This is a genomic window from Actinomadura parmotrematis, from assembly GCF_019458805.1.
GTDB lineage: Bacteria > Actinomycetota > Actinomycetes > Streptosporangiales > Streptosporangiaceae > Spirillospora > Spirillospora parmotrematis.
In genome coordinates this window covers 24,318-39,389 of the sequence record NZ_JAIBOA010000023.1, presented here as the reverse complement: position 1 = coordinate 39,389, position 15,072 = coordinate 24,318, and the positions used below count along the sequence as shown (strand labels likewise).

Sequence of the window (15,072 nt, the reverse complement as noted above, 5' to 3'; positions counted from 1 at the left end):
TCAGCCCGCTCCGGACGCGCGGCGGGCGCGGGTGCGGGTGTCGGCGCGGGTGTCGGCGCGGGTGTCGGCGCGGGTGTCGGCGCGGGTTCCGGCACGGGCGATCTCGGCGAGGCCGGTGCGTTGCACCTTCCCCATGGCGTTGACCGGCAGCGCGTCCACCTGCGCCCATACCTCCGGCACCTTGTAGGAGGCGAGGGCGTCGCGGCAGAGAGAGGCGAGAACGTCATTGTCCAGGGGCGGACCCGCGCTCTCGACGACGGCGGCGACGCGCTGCCCGAGCCGCTCGTCGGGGACGCCGCAGACCGCGACCCGGGCGACGTCCGGATGCGCCCCGATGACGCGCTCGACCTCCAGCGGGTAGACGTTCGCGCCGCCCCGCACGATGACGAGCTTCTTGCGGTCGAGGACGGTCAGCCAGCCGTCGCCGTCCACCGAGCCGACGTCGCCGGTCGGGACGGGGCCGGGCGCGGCCGGGCGGACCCCGCCCGCCTCCCAGTGCCCGAGCGCCGGCGTCCACGCGCCAGCCCAGGCGCCGGCCGCCGTCCCGGTCAGGCAGAGCTCGCCGACCTCGCCGGGCGGGAGACGGCGCCCGGCGTCGTCGTGGGCCGCGACGTCGTAGTGCGGCAGGACGCGACCGCTCGCGCCGGGCCGCCACTCCTCGCCCGGCGGGTCGATGGACACGACGGTCGGCGCCTCGGTCAGGCCGTAGGTGGCGCGCGGGACGAGGCCGTGGGCCGCAGCGAACGCGCGGCGCACCGCGTCGGGGGTGTCGCCGCCGCCGCTCCACACCTCCCGCAGGGACGACAGGTCGAGGTCGGGGCGGCGGGCGAGGTCGAAGAGCTGCGCGGGGGCGCCGTTCCAGACCGTGACGCGGTGCGCGGCGATCCAGGCCGCGACGCCGTCGGCGTCGCGGCGGTCCATCACGACCGCGCAGCCGCCCGTTTGCGCGGTGAGCAGCGTCGACAGGACCATCAGGTTGAGGATGGTGAGCGGGAAGCTGTCGCCTTTGCGCAGCTCCGGGCCCCAGCCGCGCGTCGCGGTCAGCACCGCGCCCGGCAGGAGCAGGTTGCGCTGGCTGTGCACGACCGCCTTGGGGCGCCCGGACGTCCCGCTGGTGAAGGCGATCCCGGCGGGCGCGTCGAGGTCGGCGGCCATCCTGGGGACGGTCTCGCCGCGCGCGGTCAGCGCGGCCCACTGGTCGGGGCGGACGCAGTCGCGGGTCTCCAGGCGGCAGCGGGGACCGGCGAGGACGACCTTCGGCGCGCAGACGTCGTGCAGCTCGCGCTGCTCGTTCGCCGCCAGCGCCTCGCCGATCCCGGCCCAGACGGCGCCGATCCGCTGCGCGCCGTGGAAGGCCGCGACGATGTCCAGATCGTTCGGCAGGCAGGCCGTGACGCGGTCGCCGGGCCGGACGCCGAGCGTCCAGAGGGCGCCGGCGGCGCGCCGCGCGCGGTCGTCCAGCTCCGCGTACGACCACGTCCCCGACGCCGCCGCGACGGCCGGGGCCGCCGGGTCGGCGGCGAGTGCGGCGTCCAGCACGGCCGCGATCCCGCCGGAGAGAAAGCGAGAATGTGATTCTCGCCCACCGCTAGTCTTATTCACAAAACCTTGATAGCACTGTCCTTGCAAGGAATCCACGTCCCCGGACGACGAGGGGGTCGAGTCCCCGCGCATGGACCGCAGCCGCACCGCCCCGCCGGGACCGCTCGCCGGGGTCCGCGTCCTCGACCTCACCGCGATGGTCATGGGCCCCTACTGCACGCAGATCATGGCCGACATGGGCGCCGACGTGATCAAGGTCGAGCCGCCCGCCGGCGACACCACCCGGCACATCTCGATCGGGCCCGAGCCCGGCATGTCCGGCGTCTTCGTCAACGTCAACCGCGGCAAGCGGAGCGCCGTCCTGGACCTGCGGACCGCCGCGGGCGCCGACGCGCTCCGCGCTCTCCTGAGACGGAGCGACGTTCTCATCCACTCGATGCGCGCGCGGGCCGTCGCCGCGCTCGGCTTCGCCTACCGCGACGTCGCCGCCGTCAACCCCGCGATCGTCTACACCAACTGCTACGGGTACGGCCGCCGCGGCCCCGCCGCCGGCCGCGCCGCCTACGACGACACCATCCAGGCCGAGTGCGGCCTGCCGCACGTGCAGGAGCGGCTGACCGGCGAGGCCGGCTACGTCGGCACGATCATGGCCGACAAGGTCGCCGGGCTGACCGCGCTCTACGCCACCCTCATGGCGCTGTTCCACCGCGAGCGGACCGGCGAGGGCCAGGAGGTCGAGGTCGCCATGTTCGAGACGATGGCCTCGTTCATGCTGGTCGAGCACGCCGGCGGCGCGCTGTTCGACCCGCCGCTCGCGCCGGCCGGCTACCCCCGCGCGCTCGCCCCGAACCGCCGCCCCTACCGGACGCGCGACGGCCACGTGTCCGCGCTCGTCTACAACGACAAGCAGTGGGCGGCGTTCGTCGGCGCGGTGCGGCCGCCCTGGGCGGGCGAGCACCTCGCCACGCTGGAGCAGCGCGCCCGCCAGATCGACGCCGTCTACGCCCTGCTCGGCACGACGTTCCTGGAGCGCACCACCGCCGAATGGCTGGAGCTGCTGGGCGCCCTGGACATCCCCGCCGCGCCCGTCCGCACCCTGGACGAGCTGTTCGACGACCCGCACCTCGCCGCCACCGGGTTCTTCGAGACCGTCGACACCCCGAACGGCCCCGTCCGCTTCCCCGGGCCGCCCGCCTGGTTCTCCCGCACGCCCGGCCGCGTCGCCGGGCCCGCCCCCCGGCTCGGCGCCCACACCGCCGAGGTGCTGGACGAGCTCGGCACGCCCGCCGAGAAAGGACCGCGACCGTGGACTTCTCCCTGACCGACGACCAGCGCGACCTGCGGGACGCGGTGCTGAAGCACTGCTCCCGCTTCCCCGACGAGTACTGGCTGGAGCGCGACCGCGACGGCGCCTTCCCGCACGACTTCCACCGCTCGATGGCCGAGGCCGGCTGGCTCGGCGTCGCCATGCCCGAGGACGTCGGCGGCGGCGGGCTCGGCATCACCGAGGCGGCGCTGATGATGGAGGCCGTCGCCGAGTCCGGCGGCGGGATGGCTGCGGCGTCCAGCATCCACGGGCCGGTGTTCAGCATGCAGCCGGTCGCGCTGTTCGGCACCCCCGAGCAGCGCCGGCGCATGATCCCGCCCGTACTGGACGGGCGGCACCGCATCTGCTTCGCCGTCACCGAGCCGAACGCCGGGCTCGACACGACCCGCCTCACCACCCGCGCGCGGCGCCGCGACGGCGGCTACGCCGTGGACGGCGAGAAGATCTGGATCTCCGTCGCGCAGGTCGCCGACAAGATGATGCTGCTCGCCCGCACCACCCCGCTGGAGGAGGTGGGGCGCCGCACCGAGGGCCTGTCGCTGTTCTTCACCGACCTGGACCGGGCGAAGGTCGAGGTCCGCGAGATCCCCAAGATGGGGCGGCACGCCGTCGACTCCAACCTGCTGTTCATCTCCGGCCTGTGGATCCCCGAGGAGGACCGGATCGGAGCCGAGGGCGACGGCTTCAAGATCATCCTGCACGGGCTGAACCCCGAGCGCGTCCTGCTCGCCGCCGAGGCGGTCGGCCTCGGCCGCGCCGCCCTGGCGCGCGCCGCCCGCTACGCCCGCGAGCGCGTCGTCTTCGACCGGCCCATCGGGATGAACCAGGGCATCCAGCACCCCCTGGCCAAGTGCTGGGCGCAGCTGGAGGCGGCCCGCCTGATGGTGCTGAAGGCCGCGTCGCTGTTCGACGCCGGGCAGGACTGCGGCGTCGAGGCGAACGCCGGGAAGTACCTCGCCGCCGAAGCCGGCTTCGAGGCGTGCCACACCGCGATGCTGACGCTCGGCGGCATGGGCTACGCGCAGGAGTACCACGTCGAGCGCTACCTGCGCGAGAGCCTCATCCCCCGCACCGCGCCGGTCAGCCCCCACATGATCCTCAACTTCCTGGCCGAGAAGGTCCTCGGCCTCCCCAAGTCCTACTGAGAGGCGGCGGCGGTGAACCCCTCGACCCCCTTTCCCGCACGATCGCGGCCATCCGCACCGCGCGCCCGCGCACACGAGAGGCGGCGGCCATGAGCACGCCGGAGGCGTTCAGCGCGCGGTCGTGGCTGTTCGCGCCGGGCGACAGCGCGCGCAAGATGGCGAAGGCGGCCGCCGGGCCCGCCGACGTCGTGCTCCTCGACCTGGAGGACGCCGTCGCCGAGGACGCCAAGCCCGCCGCCCGCGCGGCCGTCGCGGCCTTCCTCGCCGCCCGGCCCGAGCCCGAGCGGCACCGGCTGTGGGTGCGGATCAACCCGCTGGACGGCCCGCACGCCCTCGCCGACCTCGCCGCCGTCCTGCCCGCCCGGCCCGGCGGGATCATGCTGCCGAAGGCGCGCGGCGGCGACGACGCGCGGACCCTCGACCACTACCTGTCGGCGCTGGAGACCGCCGCCGGCACCGCGCCCGGCACGACCCGCGTCATCGTCCTCGTCACCGAGACCGCCGAGGCGATGTTCAGCACCGGCACCTACCGGGGCGTCCCGCGCGTCGTCGCCCTGTCGTGGGGCGCCGAGGACCTCGCGGACGCCGTCGGCGCGAGCGGCAACCGCGCCCCCGACGGCGGCTACGGGTTCACCTACGAGCTGGCGCGCAGCCTCTGCCTGCTCGGCGCCGCGTCCGCGGGGGTGCAGCCCGTCGAGACGATCCAGGGGGACTTCCGCGACCTCGCCGGGCTGCGCGAGCGGGCCGCCCGCGTCCGCCGCGACGGCTACCGCGGCATGCTCGCCATCCACCCCGACCAGGTGGACGTCATCAACACGGCGTTCGCACCGACCGAGAACGAGATCACCGAGGCCCGGGAGATCGTCGAGGCGTTCGCCGCCCACCCCGGCGCCGGCGTCGTCGCCCACAAGGGCGCGATGCTCGACCGCCCGCACCTGGCCCGCGCGCAAGCCGTCCTCGCCGCCGGAGAACGCCGGTGACGCCTGCTGCGAACCTCGATCTCACCCAGTACATCCGCCCCGGCGACCGCATCGTCATCGGCCAGGCGTGCGGTGAGCCGACCACTCTCGTCGAAGCGCTGATCGAGCAGGGCGCCGCCATCGGCGGCCTCTCGGCGTTCATCGCAACGAGCTTCTCCGGCCTTCTCACGCCTGCCGCCGCCGACGCCGTCGCCCTCTCCAGCATGGGCGCGATCGGCACGCTCCGCGCCCTCACCCGCGAGCACCGACTCGGCGTGATCCCCTGCCACGTCGGCCAGATCGCCCCGCTCATCGAGTCGGGCGCCATCGGCTGCGACGTCGCCCTCATCCAGGTCAGCCCGCCGGACGCGAGCGGGAACCACAGCCTCGGCCTCATCGCCGACCACGTCCGCGCGGCCGCCGCCACCGCCCGCGTCGTCATCGCCGAGGTCAACGACCGGGTGCCCGCCACCCCCGGCGAGTCGCTCCCCTCCTCCGCGATCGACGTCGCCGTCCGCGTCTCCCGCCCGCCCGTCGAGGTCCCGCCCGCCGAGATCGGCCCGACCGACGAGGCCATCGCCGCGCACGCCGCCGCCTACATCGGGGACGGCGCCGTCCTGCAGACCGGCATCGGCGCCGTCCCCGACGCCCTCCTCCGCCTCCTCGGCGACCGCACCGACCTCGGCGTCCACTCGGGCATGATCGGCGACGGCCTCGTCGACCTGGTCGAGGCGGGCGCCGTCACCAACGCCCGCAAGCCCGCCGACCGGGGCGTCTCGGTCACCGGCGCCCTCATCGGCACCCGCCGCCTCTACGCCTTCTGCGACCGCAACCCGGCCGTCCGCCTGGCCCCCGCGTCCTACACCCACGACGCCGCGACCCTCGCCCGCCTGGACCGCCTGGTCACCGTCAACTCGGCCCTGGAGGTCGACCTCACCGGCCAGGTGAACGCCGAGCAGACCGGCGCGTCCTACCTGGGCGGCACCGGCGGCCAGGTGGACTTCGTCCGCGCCGGCGCCCGCTCCCCCGGCGGCCACGCCGTCATCGCCCTCCCCGCCACCGCCAGGGGCGGCACCCTCAGCCGCATCGTCCCGGCCCTGTCCGGCCCGGTCACCACCGCCCGCAGCGAGGTCGACGTCATCATCACCGAATACGGCGCCGCCGAGCTGAAGGGCCGCCCCCTCCCCGACCGGGCCCGCCGCCTCACCGCCATAGCCCACCCCGCCTTCCGCGAAGACCTGGAGCGCGCGGCCCGCACCCTCGAACGCCGCGGCTTCTGACGGCGGGACGTTGGATGATGCGAGGCGCCGCGTCGGTCATGACGCGTCGTCCGGGGCGTAGCCGAGGACGCCCTTCACCTCCAGGTAGTCGTGGAAGCCGAACTCGCCCCACTCGCGGCCGTTGCCGCTCTTCTTGTAGCCGCCGAACGGGGCCGCGAAGTCGAAGCCGTCGTTGATGGCGATCGAGCCGGCGCGGAGGCGGCGGGCGACGGCGCGGGCCTGGTCCAGGTCGCGGCCCGCGACGAAGCCGGCGAGGCCGTAGTCGGTGTCGTTGGCGATGTCGACGGCCTGGTCCAGGTCGGCGTAGCCGAGGATGGTGACGACGGGCCCGAAGATCTCCTCGCGGGCGATCGTCATGTCGTTGGTGACGCGCGCGAAGACCGTTGGCCGGACGTAGTAGCCCTTCGGCAGGCCGTCCGGGCGGTCGGGGCCGCCGGCGACGAGCTCCGCGCCCTCGTCCACGCCCGCGCGGATCAGCGCCTGGACGCGGTCGAACTGGCCCTCCGACACGACCGGGCCGAGGACGACGTCGTCGTGCGGGTCGCCGACGCGCGCCTCGGCGGCGGCGTCGCGGGCGGCGGCGATCGCCTCGTCCATGCGGGCCTCGGGGACCAGCATCCGCGACGGGGCGCTGCACGTCTGGCCCGAGTTGCCCATCATCGCCGCGACGCCCTTGGCGACGTTCGCGGCGAAGTCGGCGTCGTCGAGGATGATGTTCGGGCTCTTGCCGCCGAGCTCCTGCACGACGCGCTTCACGCCGGGCGCGGCGTTGCGCGCGACCTCGACGCCCGCGCGGGTCGAGCCGGTGAAGGACACCATGTCGACGCCCGGGTGGGACGCGAGCGGGACGCCGACGGCCGGCCCGTCTCCCTGGACCAGGTTGAACACCCCGGCCGGGACGCCCGCCGCGTCGAGGATCTCGGCGAAGACCTGCCCGGTGAACGGCGACTTCTCCGACGGCTTGAGGACCATGGTGCAGCCGGTCGCGAGGGCCGGGAACACCTTCACCGCCATCTGGTTCATCGGCCAGTTCCACGGCGTGATGAGCCCGCAGACGCCGACCGGCTCCTTGACGACGAGGGTCGCGCCGCGCCGCTCCTCGAACGCGAACCGCTCCAGCACCTCGATCGCGGTGGCGAGGTGGCCGGCGCCGAGCTGCACCTGGAAGCCGTTGGCGAGCGAGGACGGCGCGCCCATCTCCTCGGTGACGGCGGCGGCGAGGTCGCCGGCGCGCTTCTGGTAGGCGTCGAGGACGGCGCGCAGCAGGTCCAGCCGTTCCTCGCGGGTGCTCGCCGACCAGGACGGGAACGCCGCGCGGGCGGCGGCGACGGCCCGGTCGACGTCGGCGGCCGAGCCGAGCGCGACCCGGCCCGCGACCTCCTCGGTGGCGGGGTTCACGACGTCGAACGTCGCGGCGGACGCCGGGTCCTCCCAGCGGCCCCCGATGTAGAACTTCAGGTACTCGCGCATGGCTCGCCTCTCTCGCTTCGCCGCCGGGTCACTGCATGCCCTCGGCGTACCAGGTGCGGAACTCGGCGTAGCTCGGCATCTCCTCCGAGTTCGCCTTGGGGTCGACCGCCACGTGCACCACGCCCGGCCGGCCGCTCGCGAACGCCCGCTTGATCGCGGGCGCGACGTCCTCGTCGCGCTCGACGTACTCGCCGTGGCAGCCGAAGCCCTCGGCGACGCGGTCCAGGCGCGTCGCGGCGCTCCAGTGCACGCCGGTCTCGGCCGAGCCCGGCCCGAAGGTGCGCTTGTAGACGCCGACCTCCAGGCCCCAGGCGTGGTCGACGGCGACGACGCAGACCAGCGGCAGGTTCAGGCGGGCCGCGGTCTCCAGCTCGGCGACGTGGAACAGGAACGAGGAGTCGCCGGTCAGCAGCAGGACGGGCCGCCGCCCGCCGTCGGCGACCGAGGCGCCGACGGCGTAGGGCAGGCCGGTGCCGAGGTGCCCGAAGTTCTGGTTCCACAGGACGTCGTGCGGCTTGGCCTGCGAGTACGTCCACTGGAAGATGGTGGTGGCGCCGCCGTCGCGCACCATGATCCCGTCCTGCGGGAACGCCTTCGTCGCCTCGACGACGAGCCGCGCCGGATGCACCGGCGACATCCCGGCGGGCGCCGACTCGGCCAGCTCGGCGAGGCGCGCCGCGTCCCGGTCGATCCAGTCCGCCAGGTCCGGCGCGGGCTCGCGCGGCGCGTCCTTCAGCGCGTCCACGAGCTGGGGGACGACGGCGCGCAGGTCGCCGACGAGCGGCACGTCGATGGGGCGGTTCACGCCGATCGCCGCCGGGTCCTGCTCGACGAGGATCCACTTGCGGGCGGCCGCGTTGTCCAGCCAGTGCCGGCCGCGCCCGTAGTGGACGGGCTCGCCGAGCTCGGTGCCGACCGCGAGGCAGAGGTCGGAGGTGACGACGGCCTCGACGGCCGACGGGGAGAAGCCATAGGGGAAGGTGCGGTCCTCCAGGCCCGGGATGTAGGAGGTGCCGCCGGACGTCTGGATCACCGGGCAGGCCATCGCCTCGGCGAGCGCCCGCACCGGCTCGGCCGCGCGCGCGGTGTGCACGCCGTGCCCGACGAGCAGGATCGGCCGCTCGGCGGCGCCGATGAGGGCGGCCGCCTCGGCGATCCGGTCGGGGCCGGCGGTCTGGCGCGTCAGCCGGTAGGTCTCGGGGGGCGCCGCGGGCGGGACGTCGAGCTCCTCCTGGATCACGTGGATCGGGTACTCGATGTAGACGGGGCCGGGCGTCCCGCTGAGCGCCCGCCGCAGCCCCTCGCGGACGATCTCGTCGGTCTGGTCGGCGTACTCGATGCTCGCGGCGTACTTCACCGACGGCTCCAGCAGCGCGGACTGCCGCACGAACTGGATGCGGCCGCGCCGCACCCGCTGCTCGGTGATCCGGGCGCGCTGCCCGCCGAGGAACACCACCGGCGAGTTCTCCACCTTCGCGCACATCATCGCGGGCGCGAGGTTGGCGAGGCCCGGCCCGAGCGTCCCGACGCAGAGCGTCGGACCGCCCGTCAGGCGCGACACCGCCTCGGCCATGAACCCGGCGGACGCCTCGTGGTGCGGGGCGACGACGCTCCAGCCGCGTTCCTCGGCGAGGCGGAACAGGTGCACGAAGTTCGGGTCGGGAATGCCGAAGAGGGTGCGGACGCCCTCGGCCTCGAACAGCTGGAGGATGCGTTCATACACCTTGACCGGCATGCGTTTCTCCCTTCGCGGCCATGGCGAAACTGCGGCCGATGTGGTCGTTGTGGGCGGCGGGGACGACCGGCAGGATCCACGGGTCGGCGGTGTCGCGGGCGGCGTCCAGGGACGCGGCGACCTGCTCGGGCGTCCAGGCGGGCCGGTGCACCCCGGGCGTCTCGGCGACGAACGCCCGCGCGAGCCGCCCGGCGATCGACACGAGCATCTCGCCGCTGATCGTGCAGGTCTCGTGGGCGAGCCAGGCGACGGCCGGGGCGACCAGGCCGGGGTCCATGGGCGGGTAGGCGGAGGTGTCGATCCCGTCGGCCAGCCGCGTCACCGCCGACGGGACGATGACGTTGCACGTCACGCCGTGGTCGGCGCCCTCCAGCGCGACCACGTTGGACAGCCCGACGACGCCCGCCTTGGCGGCCGCGTACCCGGCGACGCGCTTGTTGCCGTACAGGCCGCCGATGGACGAGGTCAGCACCACGCGCCCGTACCCGGCCGCGCACATGTGCGGGAACGCGGGCCGGACGACGTGGAAGGCGCCGCGCAGGTGGACGTCGAGGACGGCGTCGAAGTCCTCGGACGTCATCTCCGCCAGCGGCGCATACCGGACGTTCCCGGCGTTGTGGACGAGGACGTCGACGCGGCCGAACCGCTCCAGCGCAGCGTCGATGATGGCGCGGCCGCCGTCCGGGGTCGCGACGCTCTCGGTGCAGGCGACGGCCTGCCCGCCCGCGCCGGTGATCTCGCGGACGACGGCGGCGGCCGGGCCGGGGTCCGCGCCGTCGCCGCGCACCGCCGCGCCGATATCGGCGACGACGACGCGGGCGCCGCGCGCGGCGAGCAGCAGCGCGTAGGCGCGGCCGAGGCCGCGTCCCGCGCCGGTGACGACGGCGACGCGGCCGTCGAAGCGCAGTTCCGTCATGGCGCCGCGGGCCCGCCGCCGAGGGCGAGCCCCTCCATGGCGCCGTCGTCGCGCCACGCCCGGAGCAGGTCGTCGAAGGCGTAGAAGCCCAGCCAGTAGGGCTCGCCGAGGTGCGAGCGCGGCTTCTGCTCGCCCTCGTTGTTGTAGTAGCCGGGCGTGCATTCGCGGTTGAAGTTCGCGGCGTAGTCGGTGGCGGTCGCCCGGACGGTCTCGCCCCAGGCGTCCTGGGCCTCGGCCGTCGGCTCCACGCTGGACGCGCCGCGCGCCAGCGTCTCGGCGATGACGTAGGAGATGTGCTCGGCCTGCTGCTCGAAGATCAGCGTGATGGCGGCCGTCACCCCGCCCTGCAGGAACCCGGTGAAGAACAGGTTCGGGAACCCGTTGCTGGTCATGCCGTGCAGGGTGCGGTAGCCGTCCCGCCAGTGCTCGTAGAGGGAGCGGCCGCCGCGGCCGGTGAACGGCGCGATGCCGAGGCGCCGGTCGAGGTCGGTGGTGATCTCGAAGCCGCTGGCGAAGACGATGCAGTCCACCTCGTGCTCGGTGCCGTGCGCGACGATGCCCCTGGCGGTGATCCGCTCGACGCCCTTGGTGCCGGACACGTCGACGAGGGTGACGTTCGGGCGGTTGAAGGCCGGCAGGTAGTCGTCGCTGAAGCCGGGGCGCTTGCAGAGGAAGCGGTAGTAGGGCTTCAGCGCCTCGGCGGTCGCCGGGTCCTCGACGACCTCGTCCACGCGGCGGCGGACCCGCTCCATCGTCCGGTAGTCCTGGATCTCCTTCAGCTCCAGGAACCGCTCCACGTCCGCCAGCTGCGCCCAGCCGCCGGTGGCGTCCAGGTGCGCGGCGAGGTTGCGCGACACCTCGGTCCAGCCGTCGCAGACGAGGTCGGGCTGGCCGGGCGCGAACGCCTCGAACGCGGCGGTGTGGAAGTTGCGGCGCCGCTCGGCCTGCCAGCCGGGCTCCAGCGACCGCGCCCACTCGGGGTCGGTCGGCGCGCCGCCGCGCTCGTGGATGTAGGACGGGGTGCGCTGGAAGACGTACAGGTGCTCGGCGGAGCGGGCCAGGTGCGGGATGACGCCGACGCCGGACGCGCCCGTCCCGATGATCGCGACCTTCTTGTCGGCGAGCCGGTCCATGCCGCCGCCCGCGTCGCCGCCGGTGTAGGCGTAGTCCCAGCGCGCCGAGTGGAACATGTGGCCTTGGAAGTCGGTGATGCCGGGGATGCCGGGGAGCTTCGGCCGGTTGAACGGCCCCTGGCACATGACGACGAAGCGGGCGCGGATGTCGTCGCCGCGATTCGTCGCGATCAGCCAGCGAGAATGCTCCTCATCCCACTGGAGAGCGTCGACCTTCGTACTGAAGATCGCATTCTCGTAGAGGCCGAAGTGCTTGCCGATGCGCTGGGCGTGCTCGAAGCACTCCTTGCCGGACGCGTACTGCTCGGACGGGACGTAGCCGGTCTCCTCCAGCAGCGGCAGGTAGCAGTAGCTGTCGGTGTCGACCTGGATGCCGGGATAGCGGTTCCAGTACCAGACGCCGCCGAAGTCGCCGCCGAGCTCGATGATCCGCAGGTCGGTGACGCCCGCCTGCTTGATCCGGGCGGCGGCGACGAGGCCGGCCCAGCCGCCGCCGAGCACCACGACGTCGACGTCCTCGGCGATCGGCTCGCGCGGGACGGACGGCGTGTACGGGTCGTCGGCGTAGTAGCCCGCGAAGCCGTCCTCGGTGACCAGGTACTGCCGCTGGCCCTCGGGGCGGATCCGCTTGTCGCGCTCGGCGAGGTACTTCGCCCGGAGGGCCTCGTGGTCGATGTCGGGGGTCTCGGTCGGTGTGCATCTCTGCATGGGGGTCCTCGGCTCGGGAGGCGGCTCGGGGAAAGACCGGTCAGGAAGCGGGGTCGGCTGGGAGGCGGGGTCGGTCAGGAGACGTCGCGGGGCGCGCCGGTGCCCATGTAGCGGGCCAGGTTATGGTGCAGGCTGACGACGCTGCGCTCGCGGTAGGGGTTCGGGCGCGGGCCGGCGAACCCGCGCGACCGCATGCCCTTCTGCACGGCGGCCATGTTGGAGAAGTCCTGCGGCAGGACGGTGCGCCACCCCGGATCGTCCTCCGGCGTGAACAGCCACTCGGTCTCGGGCGCCTCGCCGGGCGGGAACAGCTCGAAGACGGCGGCCTCGAAGATGCACTTGCCCGGGTCGTAGCCGTAGGGCCGGACGCGGTAGCAGAGCATGTTGTTCAGGGCGTGCCCGATCTGGAAGTTCGGGAAGACCTGCCAGGCGGTGCCGGCCCTGGCGACGGCCTCGGGCGCGACGGTCGGCCAGACGACGCCGCGGTCGGCGTCCTTGCGGCGGGCGGCGTCCAGCCAGTGCCGCAGCACGTCGGCGCCGGGGGTGCCCTCGGGCACGTCGTCGACGAGCTCGCGGGCGGCCTGCACGAGCGTCCAGGTCGTGTTGGTATTGGCGTTCTCCCAGGTGAAGTCCTGGAGTCTCGCGGTCGCGACGCGCGGGTCGTCGCCGACGCCGATGCGCAGCTTGGCCTGGTTCTCGTCCATGTTCTTCGGCGCGTCGTAGCCGATGTTGCTGTGCCGGCCCTGGTTGCGGGCCCAGCCGAGGAACCCGCCGAACTCCATGAACTCGGGATGGGTGTAGGGGACGTGGTAGGTCTCCATGAACGCTTCGAGCGCGACCTTCCAGTTGCAGTCGAAGACCAGCCAGCGCCGCCACCGGTACCGCATGTTCTCCAGCTCGAACGGGTCGAGCAGGCTCGCGGCGGGCTCCAGGTAGTCGCGCAGCGGCTCGCAGCCGGGGTCCAGGTTGACCCAGAGCCAGCCGCCCCAGGTGCCGACGTTCACCTGCTTGAGTCCGGTGGTCTCGGGGGTCAGCCCGCAGGGCCAGTCCTCGCGCTCGGGGATGTGCGTGCACTCGCCGTCCAGGCTGTACCGCCACCCGTGGAACCCGCAGACGAAGCGGCGCCCGCGCCCGCGCGCGTCGTGCGCGCCGGGCGGGACGTCGACGAGCCGCCGGCCCCGGTGCGAGCAGACGTTGTGGTAGGCGCGGAACCGGTCGGGGGCGGTGCGCACGATGATGACGGAGTCGTCGAGGATCTCGTAGGTGAGCCAGTCGCCGACCTCGGGCAGTTCCTCGACGCGGGCGGCCTGCTGCCACACCTTCCCCCAGAGCCGGTCGCGCTCGGCGCGCGCGTACTCCTCGGAGAGGTAAGCCTCCACGCCGATGGTGTAGGTCCCCGACAACGCCTCGGCCCCGGCCGCGCCGGCCGCCTCTCCAGCCGCGCCCGTCGCGGCCGCAGCCCCCGCCGTCCCAGGCGCAGCGGTCTGATCAGGCGCGGCGGGCGCAGCAGCCTCCCCGGACGCACCAGCCCTGCCGACCGCACGGACAACATCGTCCGCGCCACGCACGCCGGACACGCCAGATGCGGCGGACGCACCAAGCGCGGCAGGCACGGCGGGGGCAGCCGATTCGTCGGTCGCAGCGGACGCGACTGGCGCGCCAGGCACGATGGGGGCGACCAGTTCGTCAGGCGCGGCAGGCGCGCCGGTCACACCAGGCGCGGCGGGTGCGGTTGGTGCGTCGGCCGCGCAAAACGCAGTAGGCGTGGCGGGCACGGGGGGCTTGGCGGACGCGTTGAGCGCGGTGGGCGCAGCTGATGCGTCGGATGCACGGGGTGCGGCGGGCGCGCCGGGCATGGCGCGTGCGGCGGCCCCGGCGATCGCGGTGCGCGCTTCGGGCGCGGCGGGTGCGGCAGGCTCGGTGGGTGAAGTGGACGTGGAGGGTGCTGTGGGCGGGTTGGGGATGGGGGTTTCGCTCATGGGGTCCTCCCCGGGGTGGGGATCGGCTAGCGCGTGATCGCGGCGCGGAACGACTCGTCCTTGAGGAAGAGGGAGGTGTTGTCGGCGGCCAGGTGCGTCCATTTGAGGTTGAGGCCGCCGTCGACCAGGATCGTCTGGCCGGTGATGTAGCCGGCGAGGTCGGAGAGCAGGAACAGGGCGGCGCCCGCCTGCTCTTCGGGGGTGCCCCGGCGGCCCATCGCGATGGCGCGGCGGTCGCGTTCGGGGTCGGCGTCCACGTAGGTGCCCGAGGCGGGGGTGGCGGTGACGCCGGGGGCGATCGCGTTGACGCGGACGCCGTCCTGGGCCAGCTCTGCGGCGAGGGTGCGGGTGGCCGCGACGAGCGCCGCCTTGGCCGTCCCGTAGGCGATGTGCAGCGGCGCGGTGTTCATGCCGCTGATCGAGGAGACCGAGACGATCGAGCCGGGGCGGCCGCGCCGCTTCAGCTCGGCGGCGACGGCCTGGCTCATGAAGAACATCGTTTCCAGGTTCTGCGCGAACAGTGCCCGCCAGTCCTCGCGGGTCACCCGCGTGGCGGGCATCCAGGTGGCGGGGGCCGCGCCGCCCGCGACGTTGACGAGCCCGTACAGTTCGCCGTCCGCGCGGTCGGCCGCTTCCATCGCGGCCGCCACGCCCTGGTCGGTGGAGACGTCGGCGGCGACCGGGACGACGGGCAGGCCGTCCTTCACCAGGGGCCCGATGTGCTCGTCCAGGTTGTCGCGGGACCGGCTGACGGCGACGACGGTCGCGCCCGCGCGGGCCGTCAGGGCGGCGGTCGCGGTACCGATGCCGCCGCCGCCCGCGCCGGCGACGATGACGACGCGGCCGGAGAGGTCGAGAAGCTCGCTTCCGCTCATAGT

Annotated in this window: 11 protein-coding genes; 4 read left to right on the top strand and 7 right to left on the bottom strand. The window is 74.1% G+C overall.

The window, feature by feature from the left end:
* Complete coding sequence (locus K1Y72_RS28670; RefSeq protein ID WP_220169615.1) at positions 1-1,539, bottom strand: class I adenylate-forming enzyme family protein; 1,539 nt, start codon at positions 1,537-1,539, stop codon at positions 1-3.
* Between the two features lie 133 nt (positions 1,540-1,672).
* Between K1Y72_RS28670 and K1Y72_RS28665 the strand changes: the two genes are divergently transcribed.
* The 4 genes from K1Y72_RS28665 to K1Y72_RS37395 all read left to right on the top strand — a co-directional run bounded on the left by K1Y72_RS28665 (position 1,673) and on the right by K1Y72_RS37395 (position 6,253).
* Positions 1,673-2,863, top strand: coding sequence for a CaiB/BaiF CoA transferase family protein (locus tag K1Y72_RS28665; RefSeq protein WP_220169614.1), 1,191 nt, complete (start codon positions 1,673-1,675; stop codon positions 2,861-2,863).
* Entirely contained in the window at positions 2,848-4,014 is a 1,167-nt protein-coding gene (locus tag K1Y72_RS28660; protein ID WP_220169613.1) for an acyl-CoA dehydrogenase family protein, read from the top strand. The genes K1Y72_RS28665 and K1Y72_RS28660 overlap by 16 nt, the downstream gene beginning before the upstream one ends.
* Positions 4,015-4,103: 89 nt before the next feature.
* Positions 4,104-4,994, top strand: a complete 891-nt coding sequence (locus K1Y72_RS28655) for an HpcH/HpaI aldolase/citrate lyase family protein (protein WP_220169612.1) — start codon at positions 4,104-4,106, stop codon at positions 4,992-4,994.
* Positions 4,991-6,253, top strand: coding sequence for an acetyl-CoA hydrolase/transferase family protein (locus tag K1Y72_RS37395; RefSeq protein ID WP_220169611.1), 1,263 nt, complete (start codon positions 4,991-4,993; stop codon positions 6,251-6,253). Before K1Y72_RS28655 ends, K1Y72_RS37395 begins: the two co-directional genes overlap by 4 nt.
* Positions 6,254-6,289: 36 nt before the next feature.
* Here K1Y72_RS37395 and K1Y72_RS28645 read toward each other — a convergent pair whose 3' ends face one another.
* From K1Y72_RS28645 to K1Y72_RS28620, 6 genes are all read right to left on the bottom strand, one after another.
* Positions 6,290-7,723, bottom strand: coding sequence for an aldehyde dehydrogenase family protein (locus K1Y72_RS28645; protein WP_220169610.1), 1,434 nt, complete (start codon positions 7,721-7,723; stop codon positions 6,290-6,292).
* A 28-nt stretch (positions 7,724-7,751) separates the two neighbouring features.
* On the bottom strand, positions 7,752-9,458 hold the full coding sequence (locus tag K1Y72_RS28640; RefSeq protein ID WP_220169609.1) for a thiamine pyrophosphate-binding protein: 1,707 nt from the start codon (positions 9,456-9,458) through the stop codon (positions 7,752-7,754).
* The gene (locus K1Y72_RS28635) at positions 9,439-10,374 is read right to left on the bottom strand and encodes an SDR family NAD(P)-dependent oxidoreductase (RefSeq protein ID WP_220169608.1); all 936 of its coding nucleotides are present in this window, start codon (positions 10,372-10,374) and stop codon (positions 9,439-9,441) included. The genes K1Y72_RS28640 and K1Y72_RS28635 overlap by 20 nt, the downstream gene beginning before the upstream one ends.
* Positions 10,371-12,215, bottom strand: coding sequence for a flavin-containing monooxygenase (locus tag K1Y72_RS28630; protein ID WP_220169607.1), 1,845 nt, complete (start codon positions 12,213-12,215; stop codon positions 10,371-10,373). The genes K1Y72_RS28635 and K1Y72_RS28630 overlap by 4 nt, the downstream gene beginning before the upstream one ends.
* 74 nt (positions 12,216-12,289) lie before the next feature.
* Entirely contained in the window at positions 12,290-13,594 is a 1,305-nt protein-coding gene (locus K1Y72_RS28625; RefSeq protein WP_220169606.1) for an aromatic ring-hydroxylating oxygenase subunit alpha, read from the bottom strand.
* A gap of 626 nt (positions 13,595-14,220) precedes the next feature.
* Positions 14,221-15,069 (bottom strand): SDR family NAD(P)-dependent oxidoreductase, encoded by an 849-nt coding sequence (locus K1Y72_RS28620; RefSeq protein WP_220169605.1) that lies wholly within the window; start codon positions 15,067-15,069, stop codon positions 14,221-14,223.
* Between the last annotated feature and the right edge of the window lie 3 nt (positions 15,070-15,072).